Genomic DNA, 14616 nt, shown 5'->3' with positions numbered 1-14616 from the left:
CCCTTTATGGGTGAGCCCCGCTTCGTTTGTGTGGGTGGGTTCAGCGGCGGCCTTCGGCGGCGAAATTTACTCCCGCTGTTGGAATTCGAACCCCCTGCAGGCGGTTCGAATTCCAACTAGGTGAGCGGATTATCAGACGTCGAAACCCTGCCGGCGGAAATCAAGCCGTTGGCGCTACGTACCCCGGCGGCATGAGGACCGACTTGAGTTCGCAGTACGCCTCGAGGCCCTCGGGGCCGCTTTCGCGTCCGATGCCGGAGTTCTTGTAGCCACCGAACGGGGCGCTCGGGTCGAATGCGTACCAGTTGATCGCCGACGTACCTGTGCGGATCTGTGCGGCGATCTCGAGGCCGTGCTCGATGTCGGTGGTCCAGATCGAACCGGCGAGGCCGTAGTCGGAGTCGTTGGCGATCTTGATGGCTTCGTCTTCGGAGTCGTACGGAATGACCGCGAGAACCGGTCCGAAGATCTCTTCCTGGGCGATCGTCATCGAGTTGTCGACATCGGCGAAAATGGTCGGTTCGACGTACCAACCTTTGTCTAATCCTTCTGGACGCCCGCCGCCGAGGACGAGACGCGCGCCTTCTTCTTTGCCCTTCGCGATGTACGCCTCGACGCGGTCGCGCTGCTTTTCCGAGATGAGGGGGCCGAGCTGTGTTGCGGGGTCCGTCGGATCGCCCACCTTCATCCATCCGGCTCCCGCGACCATGGCGTCGACGATCTCGTCGTATCGCGAGCGCGGGGCGAGGATTCGAGTTTGTGCAACGCAGGCCTGCCCGCTGTTCAGGAGCCCGGACAGCAGCAGCATCGGTATCGCCGACGCGATGTCGACGTCTTCGAGCAGGATTGCTGCGGACTTGCCGCCGAGTTCGAGTGAGCATCGTTTGAGCTGTTGGGCGGCGGTAGCGCCGATGCTGCGACCGACGTCGGTGCTGCCGGTGAAGGTGACCTTGTCGACGAGCGGGTGCGCGGTGAGGTACTTGCCGGTCTCGGCGCCACCGGGAAGTACCGAGAGTACGCCTTCCGGTAGTCCGGCCTCGGTCAGGAGGTCGGCCAGGAGATTGGCAGACAGGGGTGTTTCCGGAGCGGGCTTGAGGAGCACCGAGCAGCCGGCCAGCAATGCAGGAGCCAACTTGTTGATCGCGAGGAACAGTGGGACGTTCCATGCAATGACGGCAGCGACGACGCCGACGGGTTCGCGGGTGATGTTGGATTGGCCGAATGCGCCGTGCCGGGTTTCCTGCCAGGGGAAGGTCTCGGCGAGCGAAACGTAGTAGTTGAGCGCAGCCAATGCAGGGGTCTGTTGGATCATCCCGACCATCGCGTGCGGGGCGCCCATTTCGCTGGAGATCACCTCGGCGAGCTCGGCGCTTTTTTCCTCGATCAGCTTGGAGAATTTCGCGAGAACCTGTGCTCGTTCTACGGGGGAGGACCGGGCCCAGGGCCCGGACTCGAAGGCGGTGCGCGCGGCCTGTGCCGCCGCATCGATGTCCGCGGGGGCGGCTACGGGAGTCCTCCCGACGCGCTCCTCGGTAGCGGGTGAGTAGACGTCGAGCGTCTCCTCGGTTGACGGTGCGGTCCAGTGCCCGCCGATGAACAGCTTGGCGAAGTCGGTCATGGAACGAGACTAGAACACGTTGCAGTAAAGCGGAAGGATTCGACCGATGCGTATCTGCGAGAGCAGCTGGATCAGGTGACTGAGGCCGCAAGCACCGCAGCCCCGGTCAACGTCCCTACCGCGCCCAGTTTCGCCGGCACGATCGTGAGCCCGTCGAGAAACCTCAGCCGCGCATGCAGCGCGGCGGACTCTTGAATCGGATCCCACAGCGGTGGGCCTGCCTGCGCGAACCCTCCGCCGATGACCACGAGCTCGACATCGACCAGGGCAGCGGCCGACGCGATTGCCTGACCCAGCGCCACGCCCGCGCGCTGCAATGTCGTCACCGCTACGACGTTTCCGTTCGCGGCATCCTCGGCCAACTCGGCGCCGGTGGTGCCGGTCCAGCCTTGTTCTTGCGCCCATCCGACCGCGGACGGCCCGCTCGAGACGGTTTCCACACATCCGAGACCGCCGCACGTACATGGGGCCGTCGAGCCGGGAACGACGATGTGGCCGATGTGGCCCGCATTTCCGCTGCGGCCGTGCACGATCTCGCCGCCGAGCACCAGACCGCCTCCGACGCCGGTGGAGACGACGACGCTGATGAGGTTGTCCACGCCCTGTGCGGCTCCGAACCGATGTTCGCCGAGTGCCGCGCACCCACCGTCACCGGCCAGACGCGTCGTGGCATCGGGGAACTTCTTGACGATTTCCCCGGTGAGGTCGAAACCGCCCTTCCATTCGCCGATGTTGATCGGTGCGACCCTCCCGGCGACCAAGTCGACCGGGCCTGCGCACGCAATACCGATGGCGGCGATATCCGTTCCCGCTGCGACCGCGTCGAGCAATTCGGAACAGGCCTGCCACACATCGACTTTCGGGGTGGAAACGACGAGAGCCTCGCCGGGTCTACCGTCGGCGTCGACGATCGCCGCAGTGATCTTGGTGCCCCCGATGTCCAATGCCAACGCTGTCATATGTCCCAAACTACTGTCAGCGTGCGTCGGCGCGCAGGACCACGACGAGGTTGCTGGCAAGAAATTCGCGAAGTACCGGAACACGGATCATCCACCATGCCCATTTCGGGTGGTAGCGCGGAAATGCGGCCAGCGCAGTGCCCTGCGTAGTCTCGCGGGCCCACCGCAGTCCCTCCGATGCCCCGACGTCGAACAGTGATTCACCGAAACGATTCTTGGGTTCGCGGCCATGCTTGCGGAGGTATCTGCGGGCTGCGAACTCGCCGCCGAAGTAGTGCCAGGGGCCGGTTTCGTGGCCGCCGAACGGTCCCCGCCACAGCGTGTACGACAGGACCATCAGCCCACCGGGTTTTGTGACACGCAACATTTCCTCGGCCATGACCCACGGATGACGCACGTGTTCGGCGACGTTCGAGGAAAAGCACACGTCCACGCTGTCATCGCGAAACGGCAGGGCCATTCCCGATCCGCGGACGCTGCCGTGCACGGTCAGACCGGCGGCGTGCATCTCCGTCGGATCCGGCTCGACGGGGATGTACCGGGCTCCGCTGGAGCGGAAGACATCCGCGAAATAGCCGGGTCCCCCGCCGACGTCCATGACCATGCGATCTTCGAGACTGTCGCCGGTCAGACCCTGGTATAGATCGCCGATGAGTTCGACGGAATCGCGGGCCAGGGCGCTGTAGAAGATGTCGGGCGCGCTCTGCTCGTGTCCGAAATCCCGAAGCAGGCTCACCGATCGGCGAAGAGTTGCGCGCTGGGCGAAGAAGCGGGTTACGGGTCGTTCGACACGGCGAGAGCTCGCGAATCGACCCTGAGGACGTGGCACGTTGCAAAAGAGTAGGGGAATGGACCCTGTCGCGACGCCGCGGGGCGGGTGAACCGTTAAGGTGTCGGAAGTTCGTATTCGATTACGCCGTGATGGGGGAGCCAGCTGTGCGCGAGGTGCTCTTGCTCTGTTGGCGCGATACGGGCCATCCCCAGGGCGGCGGCAGCGAGCGCTACCTCGAGCAGGTCGGTGCCGGACTGGCGCGACGCGGAGTGCGGGTAACACTGCGGACGGCGTCGTATCCGGGTGCTCCGGCGCAGGAGACGGTCGACGGTATCCAGATCAGCCGCGGTGGTGGCCGATTGAGCGTGTATCCGAGGGCTCTCGTTGCGATCGCTGCAGGCAGGCTCGGGTTCGGGCCTTTGCGCGGGATCAACCCGGATGCCGTCGTCGACACTCAGAACGGCATTCCCTTCTTCTCGCGTCTCGTCGCGGGCGCGCCGGTGACGTTGCTGGTTCACCATTGTCATCGGGAGCAGTGGCCGGTGGCAGGCCCGTTGATGGCCAAGTTCGGTTGGTGGCTCGAGAGCACGGTCTCACCGCGCGTTCATCGGCGTAATCAGTATTTGACGGTGTCGTTGCCTTCGGCGGATGAGCTCGTTGCACTCGGAGTCGACCGCGACCGGGTTGCCGTGGTTCGAAACGGCGCGTCCCCGGCGGCGTCGGTCGGTGGGGTGCACACCAGAACCTCGCACCCGTCGCTGTCGGTGTTGTCGCGGCTGGTGCCGCACAAGCAGATCGAGGATGCCCTCGCTGCCGTGGCCACCCTGCGACAGCAGCTCCCGGACCTGCATCTCGACGTCGTCGGTGGCGGCTGGTGGGAAGAGAACCTGCGTGAGCGTGTGCGTGAGCTCGGCATCGAAGACGCTGTCACGTTCCACGGACACGTCGAAGAAGACCGTAAACACGAACTGCTCGGCCGCTCCTGGGTGCACGTGATGCCCTCGCGTAAGGAGGGGTGGGGCCTCGCCGTCGTCGAAGCTGCTCAGCACGGCGTCCCGACCGTCGGCTACCGCAGTTCGAAGGGCCTGACCGATTCGATCATCGACGGCGTGACCGGAGTGCTGGTCGGTTCCGAAGGGCATGACCGTGACGTGCCCGCCCTTACCGATGCCATCGGGGAACTGCTGCTCGACGCCGATGTCCGCGCCGACCTGGGCGAGAAAGCTCGGGTGCGCGCGCTCGAGTTCTCGTGGGAGCAGTGCGCGCAGGGTGTGGAGAGTGTGCTGGCGGCGTCGGTACTGGGCGCTCATGTCTCCGGGCTCGTGTCATCTTCGCAGCAGGCCCCAGCAGAGTCCGCCCACCAGTAACAGGGCCCACATCAGGTGCGCGCCCACGACGATCCAATACGACACGGGCCCGACTTCGGTGGTTCCGATTGCGCCTGGAACTTGGTACAACGCCAATTCGTCGTCGGCGTAGACGCGTTCGAGTTGGTCCAGGGTGTCCGCCGACTCGCCGAGTGGTCCGGGTGTCGTGCGCTCGACGAGGACCCAGCCGACACCCAGCTCTGCCAGTTCGGCTGCCGATCCGCCGTCGAGCAACGTTTTTTCGACGGCGGAAGCGCGGCTGCCCTCGCCGCGAACCGACCCTCCTGCGACGATCAGTTCACCGGTCTGCAGGACGTCGAGCGGTAACATTCGCGGTGCGGGATCGAGGACCGGCGCGTCGCCGCTGTAGGGGAAGATTCGGAAGATTCCTGCCGGCAGCACCGCCACATCCCCGTCGCGACCCTGGAGTTCTTCGGCGACGGCGTTCCACGACTTCGGATATTCGACGGGGGTGAGCGTGCCCGATATTCCCCACGTCAGATCCGGTAGCGCCAGCAGCAGCGCTGCTATGGCTGCTACGGCAGGGACCCGCGGCATACGGATTCGCGCTCCGAGCCACGTGACTCCGGCGGCGACGGCGAGCACGTAGAACGGCATCGCCAGTGCGAGAAATTTCTGACTGTCACGCAGCAGGCCAGCACCCGGGATGTCCTGCGCTGCCCACTCGCCGACGCGGAGGCCGATTCCGGTCGCACCGAGCGCGGGCGTGACGACGGCGAGGACGGCCATGACGGCGAGGGCGGTGAAGATCGGGTTTTTGCGTCGACGCCACAGCGGTCGCAACCCGAGTGCGACGACGGCAAGCAGCAGAAGTGTTCCGAGGACGGCGAAGTGCGTCGTGCGGGTGGCGGGGACTGCGTCGGCGTTCCAGATGCCTCCGAGGCCTGCCAGGCTGGCAAGTGTGCCGAGGCCGGGTTCGGCCCGGGCGGCGAAGGCGCCGACGCCTGCCGGGTCGGTTCCGAGGGTTCCGCCACCCGATACTGCGGTGGCCACCAGCCAGGGCGAGGAGGCGGCCAGCGCAAGCAAGGCAGTCAGCAGTACCCGCCGGGAGCGCTGCATTCCGGAGGGCAGCGCAACGACGACGAGGGCGGTGACGGCCGCAAGGATCGCTCCCGTGGGCGTGAGCCCTGCAGCGGCGAGGCAGACTGCCAGTCCTTGCCACCGTCCCGTCTGACGCAGCGTCATCGCTGCGGTCACCGTCCACGGAAGCGCGGCATAGCCGACGAGCAGACTCCAGTGCCCCTGCAGCAATCGCTCGGCCACGTAGGGATTCCAGATGGCCACGGTCGCGGCGGTGAGCAACGCAGGCGTCGTCACGGTCGGCAGTAACCGGCGGACCATCACCGCGGCACCCCAACCGGCTAACCACAGTGCCAGTGTGAGAATCGTCTTGACCACGAGTCCGCCGTCGAAAGCGATGGACAACGCGGCGACGACACCGTCCTGGGGGACCGCACGGGCGGCAGCGTCGGTGGTGCCGAGCGCGGAATCGGTGAAGTAGGACCGAGGGGTGCTGACCGCGTCGCGAAGCAGTAGATAGCCGTTCCCCCAGAGCGGGCCCAGGACGATCATCGCCAGAACGAAGCTCCACACGGCCGGTGCCGCGGTTCGACTGCGCTGCGTCCACGACACTCTCGGCACCCTATACCGTGTTCCCATGCCGAACCGCACTGCAAGTACGTCGGCGCTCACTGGGATGACGCTGGTGACGGTTGGTTCGATGACGGCCAATGCTGCGTCGTACCTTCTGCATCTGCCCGCCAGTCGATTTCTCGGCGTCGAGGGGTACGGCGAGTTCGCGAGTCTGCTTGCTGCTCAACTCGTTCTCGCTGTCCCGGCGCTGGCATTGCAGTCCGTCGTCGCTCGTGAAGTAGCGCACGGACGTGGCACCGTCGAACTCAGAAAGCTCGGCTACCGGTGTGCCGGGGTGGTCGCAATTCTTGCGTTGGCGTTGGCACCGGTGGTGGCCGTCGTGCTCGGTACCGGAATGCTGGCAACGGTGTCAGCACTCGTCGTGGCGCCGGTGCTCGTGCTGCTCGCGACGGAACAGGGTCTGCTGCAAGGGTCCGGACAGTTCGGCCGACTCGGTGCTGTCCTTGCCGCCGCCGGGTTCGGCAAGGTGATCCCTGCCGTCGTTGTGCTCGCAGTGGGCGGTGGGCCCGGAATTGTGTTGGCCGCCAGCGCCGTCGGGACAGCAGCGGTCGCTGTCGGGGCGAGGATCGCGAGTGCGACACGAGGGGGCGATGCGGTACGTTCCACGCTGACCGTCGGCACGGTACTGCGGGCATCGCAGGTGCAGCTGGCGCTCATCGGCCTCTCTGCGCTCGATCTGGTGATAGCGGCCGCGGTGTTGAGTGCGGAGCAGGCAGGTTTGTATGCGCTCGGCGCAGTGGCTACCAAAGCTGCGTTCTGGCTTCCGCAGGCTGTGGGAGTGGTTCTCTATCCGCGGATGGCGAATCCAGCAGAATCTGCGAAAGCCGTCCGATCGGCATTGGCAGTCGTGGCTGCGATCGGGGCCGTGTTGGTTCTCGGTGCTGCGCTGGCAGCGCCGCTGCTGCCGTCGATCGCCGGTGAAGGTTATGCGCCTGTGCAGGGCCATCTTTGGATCTTTGCGCTGCAGGGTGCATGTCTGGCGCTGCTGCAGAGCGGACTGTTGTGGGCGATCGCCGGTGAGAGGACACAGCTCGCCATCGTTGCGTGGATCGGTTTGGCCGTCGAAGTGGTGCTGTTGTTCTTCGTCGCAGCGACGCCGCTGCAGTTCGTCATCGTCGCGGCGTCGGTTGCTGCCGTCTGTGCTGCGGTGGTCAGCGGATTCGCCCTGAGCACTTCACGTGCTTGAGCACACAAAAAAGATGAGCGGAAGTACGGCCGGGGAGGCCGTACTTCCGCTCATCTGCGGTGAAAGCTTTTACTCTTTCGCGAGGTTGGTACGCGGGATGACCTCGGTTTGATCCGTCGTCCAGTCACGATTGCGGGGCTCGGTGGGAGCGGCGCCGCCACCGTCGGTGTGCTGTGGCCCACCGGTGCGTGCAGGCTGACGCGGTCCGCCGTTACGGAGTCCGAGGAGGATGCCGGCGATCAGTGCGATGACACCGAGGATGCCGAGAACGATCGGGACTGTGCGTCCGACCAACGAGAGCTGGTCCATGCCGTCCTTGGCCTGCTGGATCTGGTATTCGATGGTGTTCTCGTCGAACTCGATCGGTGCCTTCAGAACCTCGACCTCGGCGGTGCCTGCAGTGCGCGAGTAGTACTGGTGAATATCCTCTGCACCCTTGACGACAACGCCGGTTTCGGGCTCGATGTACAGGGTTCGTGTGTTCTCGTACCAGCGAGTCATCGTGACCGGTGCGTCTCCGCCTTCGACGCCCCAGGTGGCGGCAGGCAGGGTGACCTTGTTGGTGGGGAGGTTCACTACCGACGACAAGTCGACGGGGCCGACCTGCTGCTCGAACTTGTAGACCGTGGTGCCGTTGATCTCGGTCTCTTCGACGAAGTCGATGTCCTTCGATTCACGGGCATTGACGTCGAAGTACGGGTAGCTCTTCTGTTCGGTGTTGAACGGGAACTTGTACTGCAGACCGGTGTGCGGAACTTCTTCTGCAGGCTTGTCGGACTGCAACTGGATGGTCCCGACCGGGTTCTCGACGGGCATCGAGCTGACGCGGTCGAGGGTCACACGGTCGACGCTTGCGGTGAGCAGGCCGCTCTCGCCCTGCTTGTCGCTGCGGATCAGAGTCTGCCCGGCCTGCACGGTGATCTCGTCTGCGCCCGAAGGATCCTCGACGGTGACGAAGCGCTGTGATACCAACGGAACATTCTGGTCGACGACGGCGCGACCTGCTGCCAGTGACGCCGAATTGAGTACGCTGCCGGTTCCGGTCGAGATCGTGGTGACCTCTAGATCTAGTGGCGTTTTTTCCAGACGTGACACCGTGTACGTCGGAATCAAGATGGCCGCTACCAACAGGAAAGCGCCCAAACCGATGAGTACAAGGGCAACGATCCGGCTCGGCCCTGAGCGCTCCGCCATGTGAGAATCTCCTTAGTCGTTTTCTCGGCGTGCCATTTTCCACCCCCGACAGATCGAGGTGTGTAATTCCCCCCGACCTGGAGTGTCCGATTGGACCGCCACGTCGGTGGTGAGAGTAACAGTGATGCGACATTGCGGGCGCGGGCACGCCCGATGACGGTCGACTTTCGCGCTCGGGTCACCTGGAATGATTCACTGGTCCGATCATGAGCACAACGACCGAGGCCCTCTCGCGAGCCGTCGTGCCGCTGCGCGGGTTCATCCCTTCGCTCGAGGGGATGCGCGCGTTTGCGGCCATCGGCATCATCGTCACGCACGTCGCGTTCCAAACCGGTGCTGCGAGTTCGCCCGTCATGGGACGGATCTGGGGCCGGTTCGATCTCACGGTCGCCATATTCTTCGCCCTGTCGGGATTTCTGCTGTGGCGTCCACATGCCGCGCAGGCACGTGGGATCGGTCGTGCACAGTCTGCGGGACGGTACTTCTACTCTCGTGTCCTTCGCATCGTGCCCGCGTACTGGGTGGTGGTGGTGCTCGTGCTGCTCTTTCTCCCCGGTGCAGGCGGTGACTACCGAGTCTGGATGGCCAACCTGTCGCTGACGCAGGTATTCGTGCCCCTCACGTTGACCGAGGGCATGACGCAGATGTGGAGTCTGTCCGTGGAAGTGGCGTTCTATCTGCTGCTACCGCTTGCTGCCTTCGTGATGGTGAAACTCAGGGGTTCGGCGGCACGTCTTCGCATTCCGGTGCTTGCCGTGGTCTCGGCGATCAGTCTGAGTTGGGCTTTCCTGCCGATCGCAACAGCCCCGAACACCCATCACGACAACTGGCTTCCCGGCTACATCCCGTGGTTCGCGGCGGGCATGGTGCTCGCCGAGATTTCCGTCGGACCCATCACCTGGGTGCACCGACTGTGCTCGCACCGGCGCATCGTCGGTGCTATTGCTGTGCTCGCCTTCGCATTGTCCGCGACGCCGCTCGCCGGACCCCAGGGACTCGTTCGGCCCGAGCCGTGGCAGTACGAAGTGAAAATCGTGCTCGGCGCGGTACTCGCCTTCGCGCTGTTGGCCCCACTCGTGCTCGCCGACGACCATCGGCATCACCGAGTTCTGGAGCATCCGGTGATGCTGGCGTTGGGCCGATGGTCGTACGGCATCTTCATCTGGCATCTGGCGGTGCTCGCCATGGTGTTCCCGGTCTTCGGCGTCGCGCCGTTCCAGGGCCATTTCTGGCTCGTCCTGTGTATGACGGTGGCACTGTCGATTCCTGTCGCGGCCGCGAGTTATGCGCTGGTAGAGGATCCGATGCGGAAACGGTTCAGTCGTTCTCGGCAGTGACGGCCACGGCGAGCGCCAGTACCGCGACGAGTGCGGCGAACTGCACCAGGTAGGCGTGGCCGATATAGCCCTCCGGTGATCGCCACGGCCCGCGTGAGAGCAATGCCATGGCGATCGACGTACCGATGCCCGCGGTGGACACCAGCACCCGAGCTGCGACGGTGGTGCCGTACCGCCGTTGGAGTACCACGGTGCCGATCCAGAGGGCGACGGCCACGACGGCTCCGGTGATGCCGGCGATGACGATCGCGGCGGCTATGAGCGCGATCACGCCTACGATCGACCGGTTCCAGGGCCGCGGCGGCGGACCAGTCCGGCGTGGGCCGGAGCGGAAGGCGAGCAATGCCAACGGGATCAGCAGGAGTAGTCCGCCGAAGATGCCGAGTCGATACCACGTGTTGCTCGGATAATCGAGTACGACGGTCCCGTCGACACCTGCCGGGATCACCCATCCCTGCTGCCAACCGTTCACGGTGATCGGTGTCAGCGCAGTGCCATCGGGAGATGTTGCGTGCCAACCGGAATTGTTGCTCTCCGGTACGACGAGAAGTTGATCGGTGTCGCGGCCCGATACCTCGATTTCGCGATGGTCCGACGTCCAGGCGGTCGTGTCGGCGCTGACGGGTGAAGAACTCGTCGCGCTCATAGCGGGAACGGGCATGGTACGCAATCGCATTCCGTCGACGAAGAATGCGGCGCCCGGATCCACGACGACATCCTGCCTACCCGACGGAAGGGCAATCGGGTTGAGGGCATCGGTCTCCACCGGGAATATCCCCTCACACAGCGTCGCCTTCAGTGGTTCGCCCGATCGGAAGGTATCGACGGTTGCGGTCACCGATGCACGCACGGTCTGTCCGGCGATCGAGAGGATCGGGCCACGGTCGCAGCCGACAGTGACTATCCGGTTTTCGTCGAGTGCGCCGCCCAGCACCGTGCCACCGGACAGTACGTTCACCTCGGCCAGACCGGGAGGCGCCGGCAGCACGAAGCCGAGAGAGTTCTTGTCCAGCACGTCATCCCAGTCGACAATCGAGATGACGATCCGGTCTGTCACACGCGGGGTCAGCTCGACCGTGGTGGTGCCGTCGATGTCACGGACCATCGGTCCATCACCCAGGTTCACCGCGACCCTCGTCGGGTGCGCAGGTAGATCACCCAGGCTGGGGGACAGGGTGAGACCGTCGACCAGCGTGGGTTCGGGAAGATTCACCGTCAGGGTGGGCTGCGTGCCCGCTTGCTTCTCGATGCTCTTGGTGGGCGCGGTCCACGAGGTTCTGTCGTCACCGTCGGTGACGGCGAATGCCGAGCCGCGGAGATCGCCGACGTCCGAGGCTGCGGTGGCCACCGGGCGACCGGGCTGCGAGAGGAGAGATTCGAGTTCGGGGCTCTGCCTGGTTCGCAGCGTCAGCTCGGGCAGTACCGCAGTGCCCATCGGTACCGACAGGGTGCGGGAGAAGCGTCCGAGTTCCTCAGGCGGGAGGGACAATCCGCTGCTGCAGCGGATTCGATCCGTGGTGTCGATGCACCCGGTGCGGCCGGGGAATTCCTGGCCCAGTTCCCAACCCTGCACGTCGGCGTCAGCAGTGACGGGTGGAAGTACCGCACTGTGCACGATCGATATCTGCTGCGGCGCATCACGATTGGAGTAGTCATCGACGGAGAGTTCGCTGATCCCGAACTGGCTTCCGCTGGTGCCGTCCACCGTCGACTTGGCGGTGATGCGCACCCACGGCGCCGAACCACCGGGCAGTGACACCGTCAGCGGCTCTCCGGGCTTGTCTATTCGCGCCGCGGTACTGCCGTTGGGAGTGGTGATCTCGAGCCACTTGACCGGATCCCCGATCGTCCCCGGACTGGTACGCAGATGCAGCAATCCTTGGTTGACCGAAGCGTCGAAGTCGAGTTGAAGCCATTGTCCCAGTGCGTTTTCGATGCCGTTGGATACCCAGCTCGTCGCCAGATCGCCGTCGACGACTGCTGCGACGCCACTGCCTGGGGCCGTTCCGCCGATTTGCGTCGAATCCGATGCCGAACTCGATGCGGTGATGCGAGCGCCCTCCCACTCGCCGTCGACCGTAGCGGCGCCGTACACCGGATAGTCGGGCACGGCATTGAGTGATCTTCGTGGTTCCTCGCTCGAACGCAGCGCGGAGCTGTGGTAATCGACCTGACCGTAGTCGGTCTCCCGATTCATCGGAGTGTCGGTCACGGTGACCTTGTCCACCGGTATCCCAGCCGCCACCGCGTCCGAGGCCAGGATGAGAGGTCCCGCGGGCACTGGGTCCGACACACCGTTTCGGCGCTGCTCGTTCAGACGCGCTATCGACTCCGGCCCGCCCTGAACGAAGGGAACGCGATCCAAGTCGACCATGTACGGCCCGGATGCCGTTATGGCGGTTGGGTTTTCGACCTCGTAAATTTCGACGGCAGGGTACGGCGGCCGCAGATCACCGTCGATGGTGATGCCGTCCACGGTGCCCGGGGCGATGTCCTCACCGAACTGGGCGACACGAGTCAGGCCCGGTGAGCCGTCGAGAGCGCTGTGGACCTGCACCGGCCGCGTGGAGCGCGACGTCTCCGGATCGAGATCGTTTCGCACCACCACGTAGCTGATCCCCTGGCCCAGAAGGGTATCGGCAAGCCCGGCGGATGGACGGCCGTCCGCGATGAGTCGCTGCACGGAATCGAGTGCGCGGATAGCTCCGGGCGGAGTCAGCGGGACTGCGTCGCGCACAGCCCATGGCGTCGTGGCAAGGGCTTGGAGTGGTTCGTCGCGAGTCAGGCCCCACGTCTGGAGGGCGAACGGTGCACCGGGGACGACGAGGGCGCGCTGAGCGTCCGAACCGTCGGGGGAGGAGCCCGACGCGTGTTCGGTGAGCCAGTCGGCCGCGTCGTGCCAGTATTCGGGGATGGCTTCGTAGGCGCCGCGGGGCGCGAGTTTGCCGGTCCAGGCGAGTGAGGTGGAGAAGGTCAAACCGACCAGCACCAGCCCGGCGACGGCCACCATCTTGTCGCGTTCGGGATGGGCTATTGCCTGTCGCCATCGGGCGGCAGGTACCGATCCGGGGAGGGGCACCCTGGAGAGGAGATGAGCGAGCCCGAGCACCAACGGTATTCGGATGAGGGGCTCGAGCTTGTGCACGTTGCGCAGTGGGGCGCCTGCGGTGTCGAGGAACAGGCGCACGTTATCGGCGAAGGGGGAACTCAGATCGCCGACGTAGCCGGCTGTGAGCCCTACTATGCCGACCAGCAGTACCACTGTCAGGCGCCCACGGGCCGGCATCGTGCGCATCGCGAGGCCGGCCATTCCGGCAGCCGCGATGACGCCGGTCGCGATGACGGCGGCCGGTTGGGTGACCAGGATGGCGCCCGCCACGCGCTCCGGGGAGACGAACGGTGTCCAACTGCTGGTACCGCGGAGGATCTCGGCGAGCGAGGCCCACTGCGTCGTGGTTCCGGAGGATTCGATGTAGTCGAGGAACGGTGGGCTCACGCGCCCGAGAAGGAGTAGCGGAACGATCCACCAGAGGGTGGCGAGGACACCGAAGCTCACCCACCAGGCGGCGAATACGGCCCACGCCCGGTTCGGTCGGTGGCACAGTAACCAGATCACCGCGACGAGGCAGGCGGCGGCCGTCGCGACGGCGTTGACGGCACCCATCAATGCGACGGCACATGCGGATTGCGCCACAAGGCTTCGGGGTCCGCCCCACGGGCCGTTCGATCTTGTTGCGTCGGAGCCGCTTCGGCTGAAAGCGCGCACCACGGGAATCAATACCCACGGCGCCAGCATCATCGGCATCGTCTCGGACGAGATCGAGGCGAGAGTGGTGATGACGCGTGGGGACAGAGCGAATGCGAATGCGGCGATGAGCCGTGAGCTACGAGAGCCGATTCCCAGTGCTTCGGCCAATCGAATGATTCCCCAGAATCCGGCGATCAACAGCAGCGCCCACCAGATGCGCTGGGTTATCCACGGCGGAATCGCGAGAATGTCACCGAGCGCAAAGAAGGCGCCATGTGGGAAGAAGTATCCGTAGGCCTGGTTCTGCACCTGACCGAGGGACGCTTGGCTCGTCCACTGGTGTGAGGCGCGCGCAAGAAATCCCAGCGGATTCTGGGAGAGATCGTACTTAGTATCCGCGACCGTGTAGCCGGGGATCTGCAGGAACGAAACGAGAAACGCTAGAGCGGAGACCCCGAGCAGCCACTTACGTCCGAATCGCTCGGACGAGATCGTTCCAGCAGTGTCAGCGGCTGCCGTACTCAACCTGATTGAGCAGCGACGAGTCGGCGTTGCCGGTGCGGTCGATCTCGGGACGAGTGTTGTCCGATGCTGCCGCAGTCACCCCGAACACGACACCGGCGCCCAATACAGCGCCGACTACTGCAGCAACAATTCCCGGGACAGCAAACTTCATCTCGGTCTCCACTTTCGTCGGCAGGCATCAATGACGGCGACTTTCCCCCGTGCGCCGCTAAAGGTATCACCCGATGGCCACGGTG

General features: G+C 65.0%; 10 protein-coding genes. 3 read left to right on the top strand and 7 right to left on the bottom strand.

Going from position 1 to position 14616, the window contains the following annotated elements:
• Nucleotides 1–160: 160 nt before the first annotated feature.
• The 3 genes from QMK32_RS04370 to QMK32_RS04360 form a co-directional block, all read right to left on the bottom strand.
• A complete protein-coding gene (locus tag QMK32_RS04370; RefSeq protein WP_283473273.1) occupies nucleotides 161–1618 on the bottom strand; it encodes an aldehyde dehydrogenase in 1458 nt (485 codons plus the stop codon).
• Nucleotides 1619–1689: 71 nt separating this feature from the next.
• Complete coding sequence (locus QMK32_RS04365; RefSeq protein WP_283473272.1) at nucleotides 1690–2577, bottom strand: ROK family protein; 888 nt, start codon at nucleotides 2575–2577, stop codon at nucleotides 1690–1692.
• A 16-nt stretch (nucleotides 2578–2593) separates the two neighbouring features.
• Nucleotides 2594–3406 carry a class I SAM-dependent methyltransferase gene (locus tag QMK32_RS04360; RefSeq protein WP_283473270.1) on the bottom strand — a complete coding sequence of 271 codons (813 nt, stop codon included), beginning with the start codon at nucleotides 3404–3406 and terminating at the stop codon, nucleotides 2594–2596.
• Between the two features lie 107 nt (nucleotides 3407–3513).
• On the opposite strand from QMK32_RS04360, the gene QMK32_RS04355 reads away from it, so the two are divergent.
• A complete protein-coding gene (locus tag QMK32_RS04355; protein WP_283473269.1) occupies nucleotides 3514–4716 on the top strand; it encodes a glycosyltransferase family 4 protein in 1203 nt (400 codons plus the stop codon).
• Here the strand turns inward: QMK32_RS04355 and QMK32_RS04350 are convergent.
• Nucleotides 4675–6309: an MmpA family trehalose lipid delivery protein gene (locus QMK32_RS04350; RefSeq protein WP_502943542.1), complete on the bottom strand. Its 1635-nt coding sequence runs from the start codon at nucleotides 6307–6309 to the stop codon at nucleotides 4675–4677. The two genes, QMK32_RS04355 and QMK32_RS04350, sit on opposite strands and share 42 nt — an antisense overlap.
• Before the next feature lie 85 nt (nucleotides 6310–6394).
• Here QMK32_RS04350 and QMK32_RS04345 point away from each other — a divergent pair, with 85 nt between their 5' ends.
• Nucleotides 6395–7576 (top strand): polysaccharide biosynthesis protein, encoded by a 1182-nt coding sequence (locus QMK32_RS04345; protein ID WP_283473267.1) that lies wholly within the window; start codon nucleotides 6395–6397, stop codon nucleotides 7574–7576.
• A 69-nt stretch (nucleotides 7577–7645) separates the two neighbouring features.
• On the opposite strand, the gene pgfA is transcribed toward QMK32_RS04345, so the two are convergent.
• Complete coding sequence (gene pgfA / locus QMK32_RS04340; RefSeq protein WP_283473266.1) at nucleotides 7646–8770, bottom strand: cell envelope lipid trafficking protein PgfA; 1125 nt, start codon at nucleotides 8768–8770, stop codon at nucleotides 7646–7648.
• 206 nt (nucleotides 8771–8976) lie between these two features.
• Between pgfA and QMK32_RS04335 the strand changes: the two genes are divergently transcribed.
• Entirely contained in the window at nucleotides 8977–10107 is a 1131-nt protein-coding gene (locus QMK32_RS04335; RefSeq protein WP_283473264.1) for an acyltransferase family protein, read from the top strand.
• Here the strand turns inward: QMK32_RS04335 and QMK32_RS04330 are convergent.
• A complete protein-coding gene (locus QMK32_RS04330; RefSeq protein ID WP_283473262.1) occupies nucleotides 10088–14380 on the bottom strand; it encodes a DUF3367 domain-containing protein in 4293 nt (1430 codons plus the stop codon). The two genes, QMK32_RS04335 and QMK32_RS04330, sit on opposite strands and share 20 nt — an antisense overlap.
• On the bottom strand, nucleotides 14361–14531 hold the full coding sequence (locus QMK32_RS04325; protein ID WP_084347479.1) for a DUF2613 domain-containing protein: 171 nt from the start codon (nucleotides 14529–14531) through the stop codon (nucleotides 14361–14363). The genes QMK32_RS04330 and QMK32_RS04325 overlap by 20 nt, the downstream gene beginning before the upstream one ends.
• Nucleotides 14532–14616: the final 85 nt, after the last annotated feature.

Source organism: Rhodococcus sp. H29-C3, from assembly GCF_030063405.1.
In the GTDB taxonomy this organism is placed as follows: domain Bacteria; phylum Actinomycetota; class Actinomycetes; order Mycobacteriales; family Mycobacteriaceae; genus Rhodococcoides.
The sequence above is the reverse complement of the archived record's forward strand: the minus strand, read 5'-3'. Positions and strand labels throughout refer to the sequence as shown.

What these genes read in the sequence shown, in the direction of transcription:
- QMK32_RS04365 (WP_283473272.1), bottom strand. Translation starts at nt 2,577, where the DNA reads ATGACAGCGTTGGCATTGGACATCGGGGGCACCAAGATCACTGCGGCG.
- QMK32_RS04350 (WP_502943542.1), bottom strand. Translation starts at nt 6,309, where the DNA reads ATGATCGTCCTGGGCCCGCTCTGGGGGAACGGCTATCTACTGCTTCGC.
- QMK32_RS04335 (WP_283473264.1), top strand. Translation starts at nt 8,977, where the DNA reads ATGAGCACAACGACCGAGGCCCTCTCGCGAGCCGTCGTGCCGCTGCGC.
- QMK32_RS04345 (WP_283473267.1), top strand. Translation starts at nt 6,395, where the DNA reads ATGCCGAACCGCACTGCAAGTACGTCGGCGCTCACTGGGATGACGCTG.
- pgfA (WP_283473266.1), bottom strand. Translation starts at nt 8,770, where the DNA reads ATGGCGGAGCGCTCAGGGCCGAGCCGGATCGTTGCCCTTGTACTCATC.
- QMK32_RS04325 (WP_084347479.1), bottom strand. Translation starts at nt 14,531, where the DNA reads ATGAAGTTTGCTGTCCCGGGAATTGTTGCTGCAGTAGTCGGCGCTGTA.
- QMK32_RS04370 (WP_283473273.1), bottom strand. Translation starts at nt 1,618, where the DNA reads ATGACCGACTTCGCCAAGCTGTTCATCGGCGGGCACTGGACCGCACCG.